The following is a 9,756-nucleotide window of genomic DNA, read 5'->3' on the forward strand; positions in this document are numbered from 1 at the left end:
CGCCGGGTCGATGGTGTGGTCGGGTCGCCGGTCATGTCAGCCCCACGGGTTTCGGGTGAACGAGTCGGAACCGTTGGAGCCGTGGCACGTGATCCTGACCCAGAGGTCGTGGTAGCCGTAGAACTTTCCCGACGTGTTGGTGCCGTTGCGGGGCGTGATCGTGCCGCGGGTCCCGTCGTCCCAGCCGTAGGGCCAGCCGCCGTCAGGGCTCTCGAAGTAGCACCTGATGCTGCCCTGGAAGTTGCTGAGGTCGTACTGCAGGTAGTTGCACTCGCCGCTGTCGCAGCCTGGCTGGTAGCCCGTCGGCGGACCGTGGCGCAGCCAGTTGACCGACGGGGCCGGCGCGGCGTTCGTCGTCCCCGAGATCGAAGTCCACGGTCCCCAGCCAGAGTCGGGTGCGCTGGCACGGACCTGGATCGTGCGTGAGGTCGAGTAGCCGAGACCCCCAACCCGGTAACTTCGGTCGCTGGCCGGCTGCCTCCATTTTCTATCGGACCAGTTCTCCTTGACCTCGTACTCGCTGATCTGCCTGCCGTTGTAGGCCGGAGCGTCCCACGTGAAGGTGATGCTCGTGTTGTCATGGGTCTCACGCGGGCTGCGGATCGCGCGGGTCGGGCCGTAGGGGTGGAAGGTGACGTTGTTGGACCACGCGGAGCACAGACCGGCCGTGTTGCACGCCCGGATCTCCATCGCCCGCTGGTTGACCCCGGTGTTGCCCGTCGTGCCGCCACTGCTCGGAGCGGACCACCGGCCCGAGTAGGCCCCGTCGGTCGTGCGCCACTCGACCCGGTCGTAGCCGGACGAGCGGTGGCTGCCGAGGGTGTAGGAGGCGACGGCCCGGTAGTCGGCGCTGGGGGTGCCGACGGAGTTGAGCGTCGGTGTCTCCGGCATGCCGTCGGCCTTGTAGGACGCGAAGTTCGTCCGTGCCGACGTCGCCGGTCCGCCGTTGGTGGCCGTCACGGTGTACTGCACCGTCTGGCCGCCGTAGGGGATCGTGTCGGTGGCGACGCGCTGGGCACTGCCGGACACCGTCGCGACGTGGGCCCAGGCACCGCCCGAGCCGGTGCGACGGTAGACGTCGTACTGCGTGATGGGCGGTCCGTTGGGGTCGGTCGACTGCCAGGTGATCGTCACCTGGGCGTTGTCCTGGTCCGGTGCAGGAGACCGGGGGTTGAGGGTCGGGGCCGGGACCGGAGCCGGCTTGCCGAACGACTGCGCGGTGACCTCGGGGCCGTAGGGGCCCCAGCCGAGGTCGTTGCGGGCCTGGACTCGGAGCTTGTAGGCGTCGTTGTTGATCAGCCCGGAGACGACGGTCGACAGGCCGGGAGCCTGGACGACCCTGGTCCCCGTCTGGCCGGCGTTGGCCCCGACGTTGACCCACTGGACCTGGTACTGCGTGATCGCCGATCCCTCGTTGACCGGCGGGGTCCACGTCACGGTGAGCTGGCGGTCACCGGCGACGATGTTGCTGATCGACGTCGCCTTGGGCAGCGTGTCGGGCCGCACCGCCGGGGAGGACGCCGGAGAGGGGTCGGACCAGCCGACGGCGTTGCGGGAGCGCACCGTGAAGGTGTAGTCCTCGCCGTTGGTCAGTCCGGTGATGGTGCACGGCGAGGCCTGGCAGGTCTGGGCTGTGCCGCCCGGGCCGTTGACCCCGACCTCGTACTCGAGGATCGGCATGCCGCCGTCGTAGGCGGGAGGCCGCCAGTCGACGCGCGCCGTTCCGCCGAGGACCCGGTCGGCCACCGCCACCGGGGCGGCGGTCGGGTCCGGCTTGCTGCGCACGCCGACGCTGACCTCGCCGACGGCGGGGGGCCGACCCGGCGCGTCGGTGACGCGGACCTCGATCCGGGCGTCGCCCCGGGCCTGCTCGGACGCGCTGACGGTGAGCTGGCAGCCGGAGGCGGATGCCGTCACGCCGGTGCCCGAACGGACGGTCGTCGCGGTGATCTCGCACTGCGGGGAGCCGAGCGGGCTGTCGAGGTACTGAGCGAGGTTCAGCTGCTGGCTCGTGCCGGCGATGAGCCCCTCGATGTGAGCCTGCCGGAGGGTCGCGTTCCGCGGCTGGCCGGTCACCCGGACCCGGAGCGTGAAGCGCTCCGTGCCGCCCTTGGCGCCGATCGTCACGGTGCCGCTCGAGCCGGCCTGCGCGGCGGGCTCGGCCTGGAGGACGACGGTGCGCCCGCCCTGACCGGTCTGGCTGAGGTCGACCCGGTCGATGGCCTGGTCCCACTCGGCCTCGTAGCGCACCGTCGACGCGTCGAGCGTGTCGGGGAGCCAGGCCCGGCAGAGGCGGGGGATGTCGACCCGGCGCGGCGGACCGTCGGCCACCAGCCGGACCTCGTGGTCCGGGCAGCGCAGGACGGGGACGTCGGGACCGATCTGGACCGGGATCGTCACGTAGGCGGTCTGGGCCGTCTTGTCCTGCGGGCCGGTCGCGTTGGTGACCTCGAGCATGAGCGCGGCAGGACCGACATAGCCGTTCGTCGACGTGAGGGTGAGCTCCGTGGAGGACGCCGCCTCACGCTGGAGGTGCTCGGCCGGGGAGGTCGAGACCGTGTCCGGGGACGTCAGGGCAACGGTGCCGCCCCGCGGGTCGACGACGTAGTCGGACAGCCGGACTGTCACCGTCGAGTCGGCATCCATCGTGATCGTCTTGCCCTCGACGACGTAGGGCTGGCCGTTGTTGCCGGCCGGCACGTAGATCAGGGCCATCGCGATCGCACCGTCGGCGTCCTCGATGACGTAGGGCACGACCCGCGCCTCGGGGCGCAGCTGGATGCGCACCTGGCGCCCCTCGATCGTGGCGCCGTCACCGATGACCTCGGTGATGGTGAGCGACTTCTGGTCGCCGTCGACGTCGCGGTCGTTCTCGAGGACGTCGACGAGGATGCTCGTCTCGCCGTCCTTCGCGACGCCGGTGTCGTCGACGGCGATCGGCGGGTTGTTGAAGTCCTTCTGCCCCCGGACGGTCAGCGTCGAGCGGGACGGGTCGAACATCCCGTTGGTGATGCCATAGGCGAGCACCTTCGCCGGGCCCTCCTCGGGCACGACGACCTTGAACGAGTCATCCGACTGGCGCCTGAAGTCCCCCAGGACCTCGTCGTCGTTGAGCTTGGCGAAGTCCTCGAACTCGACCGCGTCGCCACTCGCGATGAGGTCGTTGGCGAGCAGGTCGACATGGACCGTGCGACCCGGGGCGGCGACGACGTCGTCCTCGACGGCGACCGGCGGCTGTGGGTCGCCCGGCTGGACCACGCCGACCCGGATGAAGCCCTCGCTCGTCAGGCCGAAGCGGTCCCGGAGCTGGTAGCGGATCACCTCGGTGCCGGCGCTGCGCGGATAGGCCTCGTAGCGGATCGTCGCGGCTCCGAAGCCCAGGACACGGCCGAGCTCGAGGTCCACCGCCTCGCCGGTCTCCCCGACGATCCCCCCCACGAAGGTGAGGTCGCCGTCGGGATCCACCCCCGATGTCGGGACGGTGATGGAGAGCGTGTCGCCCGCGGTGACGCTCGCCGAGAAGCTCCGGGCGGTGGGTGGCCGGTTGGGTCGGGCCTCGCTCGGCAGCGGGTTGATCGTCACCGTCACCCTGCCCGTCGCCGACCGGGCCCGCAGGCCCTCGGGGAAGGCGACGTACTCGATGACCGCGGTCCGTGGCGCAGTCGCCTTCTCGTCGGGCTCCGGAACGTAACGGACGACGCTCCCCGACGCGAACGCCTGGCCACCGCCGGCGCGGACGCGGACACCGCTCGGGTCCAGCGCGAGCGGGATGCCCTCGGACATCGAGTCGTTGTCGAGGACCGGGATGGTCACGGCGTCCCCGACGCGGACGATGGCCGTGTCGTCGAGGACCGTGGGCAGGATCGGCTCCTCGGGGTCGGGACGTTGGACCACCGAGAGCTGGCCGTCGGCCGACTGGGTGCCGTCGCTGATCGTGTAGGTCACCGTTCCCCGTCGCGCCTTGTCGCCGTCGAGCGGCGCGGTCGCCTCGACCCTGACCCACCGCCCCTGGACGACGCTGACTCTCAGCCAGGCACTGTCGGTGACGACGCGCTGGACGACGAGGACGTCGCTGCGCGGGCTGTAGTCGTTGGAGAGCACGTCCGCGATGACCGGGGTCTGGCCGCGCACCACTGCCGAGTCCGGGGCGGCGACCGGAGGCAGGTCCGCATCCGGATCCGGGAGGATGTCCACCCGCACCCGACCGACGCTGACCCCGGAACCCGACTGGGCGGCATACGTGATCGTGGAGGTCCCCGGCGTGGCGCCGGTCACGGTGAGCACGCCCGTGTCGGTGTTGGTGTCGATGGTCAGCTGGCCGGGGCCCTTGACCTCGGAGGCGAGCCGCATCCGCGCCTCCGGATCGGTGGGGTCGGCCCCGGGGACGTCGTTGCCGAGCGGCTGCAGCTGCACCGGCTTGCCGACGACCCCCCGCAGCACGTCCGGCTGCGTGCGCGGCGCCACCGCACGATCGTCGTCACCGAGCACCTTCACCGTGATCGCGGACTTCGTCACGCCGCCGTTGCTGTCACTGACCTCGTAGGCGACCTCCTGGTCCCCCTTCTTGCCGATCGCCTTGACGATCAGCGCTCCGGCCCCGTCCACACCGGTCGCGGCCGGGTCGACGGGCGAGACCTGGAGCGGGTCGTTCTCGGCGTCACGCCAGTCGGCGATCACCCCCACCTTGACCGTCGAGTTCTTGGCCACCGGGTAGCTCGCCGTGGCGAGCTTCTTGCTGCCCCCTCGAAGGTGCGGCGCGGTGTTCTCGTCCGGCCCCACGATCCGGACCGTGACCTTCGCGGTGGCCCGGCCGTTCTTGGCGGTGGTGCCGTTGTTGACGGTGTATTCGAAGGTGAACGTGTCGGCGGCCGGCTCCTGGGGGACGGTGACCTGGACGGTCTGCCCGTCGGCGGACGCGCTGGTGCTGACTCCCGCGATCGAGGCCTTGCCGACGTCGCCCGGGCTGATCGCGAGGATCGAGCCCTGGGAGTCGGTGTCGTTGTCGAGCACGTGGAGGGTCGACGTCCGGCCGGGACGCACCTTCAGCTGGTCGGGCTGGGCCTTCGGCGGGGTCTTGGTGACCTCGTCGTCGATGAGGTTCTCGTCCTTCTTCTTGTTCTTGTTGTCGATCCGCGGTGGAGGAATCACCGAGTTCCAGTTGTCGATCTTGACCTGGTCGCGGTCGACGTCCCAGACGTCACCGGAATCGAGGTCGTTGAGGACGATGAGTCCGCGGTTGACCCGGAGCTTGACGCCGTCGACGCGGACGCCGCTCTTCATCGCGCCGAGCCCGACGGTCCGCGTGTCCTGCGGCGAGCCGCAGTTGCGGCCGTAGTAGGCCTTGGCGTCGCTCGCCCACGCCCCGTGGACGCAGCCCCCGAGCCGGACCGGGGCGGACAGGAAGAGCCCGGCCTCGCTCGGGGCCTCGGTGAGCGTGACGCCGGCGCCCGGAGGGTCGTCCGTGAGGGGGACCTGGAGGAGCTGCGTCTCGTCCTGGACCAGGACGGCGGTCGCGTCCGGTCCCGGCTGCTGCAGCGCGGCGTAGGCGGGCTTGCCCGGCTCGGCGCGGCCCACCGAGACCTGCTCGGGCTCCTCGAGCAGGTCGGAGTAGAGCATCCCGGTGCCGGAGTCGAAGACGACCCAGTGCGGGCCGACGGCAGTGACCTGGGCACTCTTCGTGGTGAAGCCGAGCTTGACGAGGACCGGCTTGGCGAACTTCTCATCAGCGGGCTCGAGGATCGCGAGGACACCCTTGTCGCCCGACAGGGCATAGACCGTCCCGTCGACGCCGACCGCCACCGCGGCGTTCGCGCCCACCGTGACGAGCGGCTTGGCCTGGGTCTGGAGCTGGTCCAGAGCGGCGATGCCGCCGCGGTTGTCGACCCGCTGGGCCCGCAGCTCGCCCTTGGCGGGGTCGATCATCGCGATCGTGCCGCCCCGCAGGTCCACCGGCTCGGTCTCGAAGACCCGGTTGCCCGTGGCGGGAGCCGCCTTCGGCAGGACGATGGACTGCTGCGGGGCGAGAGTCCCCTCCGCGGCATTGATCGGCACCAGCTGGTTGCCCGCCTTCGACAACCCGACGACGGCGGCCCCGTCCTGGAAGACGTCGAGGCCGGACCCCGGCGTCCCGTCGGAGAGGACGCCGGCATCGAGCTGACCGGCCGCCTTGTTGATCCGGCCGAACCGGGCCTGGTCGGCATTGGTGACCCAGATCCCGCCGTCGTTGAGGTCGGCCTTGCGGACGACCTCGCCGTCCGACCTCGTGGCCACCCAGACGAGCAGGCCGGCCACGAGGGCGACGACCACCGTCCCGATGACTCCGATCCGTCGCTTGGTCGCGGCGGTGCTCATGCCTTCCCCCGATCGGCCGCCCCGGCGGCTTCCAACGTGGCGTCCTGGTCAATCAGCGCGAGGTCGTCCTCGACGACGAGCTTGGTGGAGAGGGCGTGCTCGACGAGGCGGGCCTTGCGGTTGGAGGCGACGCGGCCCACCCCACCGTGCAGGCCGCGCGTGCCGGCGTCGGCGAGCTTCTGGCAGACGTTGTCGAGCTTGCGGTTGAAGCGGGTCAGCGTCCATCCCAGCCGCTCCGCGGCGGCCGCCGACGACGGGATCTGGCTCGTCCCGGCCTCACGGCGCCGGAGGAACGGCTCGCAGAGCGCCACGATGAGCAGCTTCTGGTCCGGTGTGAGACTCACCCGCCCGACCGTTGCCTCGCCGACCTCGTCCCGCGGACTCGGCGCGGCCGACTCGGCCTCGACCGACTTGAACACCGGGCTCGCGACGTGGATCTCGAAGTCATAGGTCGTCGGGCCCGCCGTGAACCACACCATGAGCCTGCGCATGGCCAGCGGAATCCGGGCTCCCGGATTGAGGAAGGCCTGGAAGAGGCCCTGCTCGTCGGCGACCGTCGCGGTGAGTGTCGAGCCGGTGTTGGTCAGCCACCAGAAGCCTGCGTCATGGGAGACGCGAAGGAAGGTGCGGTGCAGGTACGGGTTGTCGTCGATCTCGACGTCGCCCGTCCTCCCGATGGTCAAGCCGTGCTCCGGCGAGACCGGATACGTCTCGCCGCAGAACGCGACGGTCACCTTGCTGTGGATCACGGATCGGGGCCCCCTGCCCAGTCACTGCTCTGTTACTGCCCTGTCTCTGACTTCCGCATGTCGATTACGAGCCGTCGGCGTCGCATCCTAGTGAGAGAACCGCTGTGGCCGGCAATGCGTCCATTTGGTGCAATTCGCCGCCGCCTACCGCGCAGTCTCGCACTGGACCGGGGACCGAGGCGACTCCCTTCCACCCCGGTTCACGCTGACGACGGCACACCGCTGCTGACCTTGGGGAACCTTCTCGGTGAAGGTCGCCTTCTCGAGCACCTTCGGGCTCGCCTCAGCCACCTCGTTCTGTGACGCGGCGACGAGCAGCCGGAAGGTGTCGCCCTCGGCCGGCTGCGGGTAGGTCCACCGAAAGGTGACCGACCCCTCGCTCGACTCCGCGACGAGGGTGGGCGGATCGAAAACGGCATCGAGGACCGCGTTGTCGTCGCCGGGCATCGAGACGGTGGGGCTCGGAGCCGTGATGCCGGTGCCGGTGCCGGGGTCCTCCGGGCGCAGCAGGAGGAAGAGCACCACGCCCAGGAGGACGACGACTCCTCCGACGAGGCCCCAGAGCAGCGCAGGACCGGGTCGCGCCGACGCCGACCCCGCCTCGGGCGCGGCCCGGGCAGGACCCGGGCTCACTGGGCTCGCTGGGCGCCGCACCGTCGGCTCGTCGCTGTCGTCCCGGACCAAGGGCGCCGTGCGGCTGCTCGAGGTCGGATCGGTCACGGCTGCGGGACGGACCGGTGCCGGTGCCCCGGCAGGACCGCCCGTTCCGGGACGTCCGCTCGCGGAGCCCGACCATGACCCGCCCGCGGAGGTCGTCGGGAGGGGCGCGGCCACGCCCCGGCCGTGAGGCCGCCGCCGTGTCTCGTCGTCAGGCCGGGCCGACGGCAGGTCGGGCTGCGCGATGACGGTCTGGGGCGACTTGATCCGAGTGCGGTCGTCGTCGGAGCCGCCGGGTCCCGCCGGAGAGCCCTGGGTCTGGCTCACGAGCGTCGTGTGCCCCTGCTCGTCGAGGACGACGATCGGAGTGCGCGCCAGGCGCTGCTGCTGCTCGACCGCCTGCAGCGCCCGGGCGAGGTCGAGTGCGGTTGCCGGCCGGCGTGCCGGGTCCTTCGCCAGCGCCTGGCCGAGCAGCCGTTCGAGGCCGGGGGGCACGTCCGGCCGGCCGGTCGGGGGCGGCGGCGTGCTGCGGATCCGGGGCATCAGCGCGTAGGCCGAGTTGTCGCCACCGGGCACCTCGAAGGGGGACCGTCCCACCAGGAGATGCCAGAGCGTCGCAGCGAGGGAGTAGACATCGGAGCGCTCGTCACCGTTGCTCTGGCCGTAGAGCACCTCTGGCGCCGCCCAGGGCACCGAGACGCCCACGTCATCGGTGGAGTCTGCGTCGACGTCACCGTCCCGCCCGCCCCGTCCGGCAATGCCGAAGTCGGTGAGCCCCGGCGCGCCGTAGGCGCTGACGAGAACGTTGGCGGGCTTGATGTCGCGGTGCGTGATGTGCGCCCGGTGCGCCGTCTCCACGGCGCTCGCGAGCTGGATACCCGTGCGGAGCACCTCCTCGACGGTGAACCGCTCCGCCCTCGCCCGCATCGCGAGGTTGGGCGGCGGGTAGTACTTCATGACGAGGTAGGGACGGCCGTCGTCGGACGTGCCGGCCCGGAAGACCTGGACGATGTAGGGGTGGTCGCCGAGCTGCGCCATGGTGTCGGCTTCCTCGACGAACTGGCTGCGCAGGGCGTCGGTCAGGCCGTCCGACTTGAGCACCTTGACCGCGACGGGCATGCGGGGGGTCTGCTGCTCGTAGAGGTAGACGTCGGCATACCCTCCCGAGCCGAGGGGCTGGACGAAGACGAGGCCGGGGATCTGCGGCGGCGCCCCTCTCCGGCCGTGCTTGGCAGCCTGTCGCGAGCCGGCCATCTCAGTTCCCCCCGGGGTCGAAGACGAAGGTGACCTCATCGGCCATCGACACGATCGAACCGGGCTCGAGCACCTGCTGGTCGTTGGCCCGGAGGCGGACCGGCATGCCCCCCGGCAGGGTCACGGTCGTCCCGTTCGTCGTGCCGAGGTCGCGGATGAGCACGTGCCAGCCCTCGAGGACCACCTCGACGTGGTTGCGCGACACGTCGCGCTCGGGGCTGGGCACCTTCACCACGTGCGGGCGTTCGGTCACCGCGATTCCCGGGCCGAGCGTCGGCGCGCGGCCGAGCAGCACACTGCGGTCGAGGGTGACGACATCGCCGGTCGAGAGTCGCAGCGATCCGAGCGCCGGCCGCGGCATGGTGAAGGTGTCCTGCGGCGGGATGCTGCTGCCACAGATGCGGCAGGAGTCGCCGTGCGGCGGCGTCGGGTGTCCCTGCGCACAGAGGACCGCGAGGACGCTCGGGCCCGACCCGGCACCGGACCGGGCCGCCTCCCGCGCCTGGATCAAGGCGCTCCGGTCCACGGTCAGCTCGTCCGCATCGGGCCCCCCGTCCCCCGGGGATCCCGGGTCCGGCACTGCCGGTGCGGTGCCGGTGGCCGGCGCTGCGGTGGCGGCGTCGCGCGCCGGTCCGGCTCCTTGCGGGGCACGGCGCTCGGCCGCGGGAGGCGGTGAGACCGCGGTTGGTCCGGCCAGGGGCGGGATGAGACTCGGCGCCGGCGGTGGCGTGTGCCGCCCCGAGAA

At 71.5% G+C, this 9,756-nt stretch carries 4 protein-coding genes; all 4 read right to left on the bottom strand.

Annotated elements, in window-relative coordinates; genetic code table 11:
* Positions 1 to 36 precede the first annotated feature (36 nt).
* The gene (locus tag LOY02_RS00815) at positions 37 to 6,351 is read right to left on the bottom strand and encodes an Ig-like domain-containing protein (protein WP_317180414.1); all 6,315 of its coding nucleotides are present in this window, start codon (positions 6,349 to 6,351) and stop codon (positions 37 to 39) included.
* Positions 6,348 to 7,100 carry a hypothetical protein gene (locus LOY02_RS00820; protein ID WP_410505893.1) on the bottom strand — a complete coding sequence of 251 codons (753 nt, stop codon included), beginning with the start codon at positions 7,098 to 7,100 and terminating at the stop codon, positions 6,348 to 6,350. The genes LOY02_RS00815 and LOY02_RS00820 overlap by 4 nt, the downstream gene beginning before the upstream one ends.
* 144 nt (positions 7,101 to 7,244) lie before the next feature.
* Complete coding sequence (locus LOY02_RS00825; RefSeq protein ID WP_317180415.1) at positions 7,245 to 9,011, bottom strand: protein kinase domain-containing protein; 1,767 nt, start codon at positions 9,009 to 9,011, stop codon at positions 7,245 to 7,247.
* A gap of 1 nt (position 9,012) precedes the next feature.
* On the bottom strand, positions 9,013 to 9,756 hold a 744-nt coding region (locus tag LOY02_RS00830), incomplete at its 5' end, for an FHA domain-containing protein (protein ID WP_317180416.1).

The sequence above is a fragment of the Intrasporangium sp. genome, from assembly GCF_032907665.1.
GTDB lineage: Bacteria > Actinomycetota > Actinomycetes > Actinomycetales > Dermatophilaceae > Intrasporangium.

Excerpts from the sequence above, each read along its gene's own strand:
- LOY02_RS00815 (WP_317180414.1), bottom strand. The coding sequence starts at position 6,351 with ATGAGCACCGCCGCGACCAAGCGACGGATCGGAGTCATCGGGACGGTG.
- LOY02_RS00825 (WP_317180415.1), bottom strand. The coding sequence starts at position 9,011 with ATGGCCGGCTCGCGACAGGCTGCCAAGCACGGCCGGAGAGGGGCGCCG.